A 447-nucleotide genomic window follows, 5' to 3' on the forward strand; every position below is an offset into this window, starting at 1 on the left:
AGCCATATCCCGAGCGGCAGCTGCAGCTTTGGCGATTTCATCCCTTACCGCAAACCATGATCCGCAGCGCGCTGCTCGTGTCCGCGCTGGCCACGATGGTGGCGTCGGACAGCAAGGATCTCGATAAGGCCCTGGCCGGGCGCGTCGCGGGAAAGCCCGAGACGTGCCTGTCGACCAGCCGGATCGGCAGCCCGCAGGTGATCGACGATCACACGCTGCTATACCGCGACGGCGGACGCATCTGGCGCAACGACCTGCCCAATGCGTGCCCTGGGCTCGACGACGACGTGATCGTAGTGACCGAGGTGTTTGGCGGACAATTGTGTCGCGGCGACCTGTTCTACACGCTTGAGCGCTCCGGCCTCGGCATCCCCGGCCCGCGCTGCCGCCTCGGCGCGTTCGTGCCGTGGGACAAGGGGAAGAGCGGGGTTAAGAGCGAGTAAAGCG

1 protein-coding gene is annotated in these 447 nt (G+C 66.0%); it reads left to right on the forward strand.

The window, feature by feature from the left end; all coding sequences use genetic code 11:
• Positions 1 to 443, forward strand: a 443-nt coding sequence (locus AACY52_RS31310; RefSeq protein ID WP_339561542.1) for a hypothetical protein, incomplete at its 5' end; no start/stop codon positions are given.
• Positions 444 to 447 lie beyond the last annotated feature (4 nt).

It is taken from the genome of Pseudomonas sp. EA_65y_Pfl1_P113 (assembly GCF_963970525.1).
GTDB lineage: Bacteria > Pseudomonadota > Gammaproteobacteria > Pseudomonadales > Pseudomonadaceae > Aquipseudomonas > Aquipseudomonas tritici.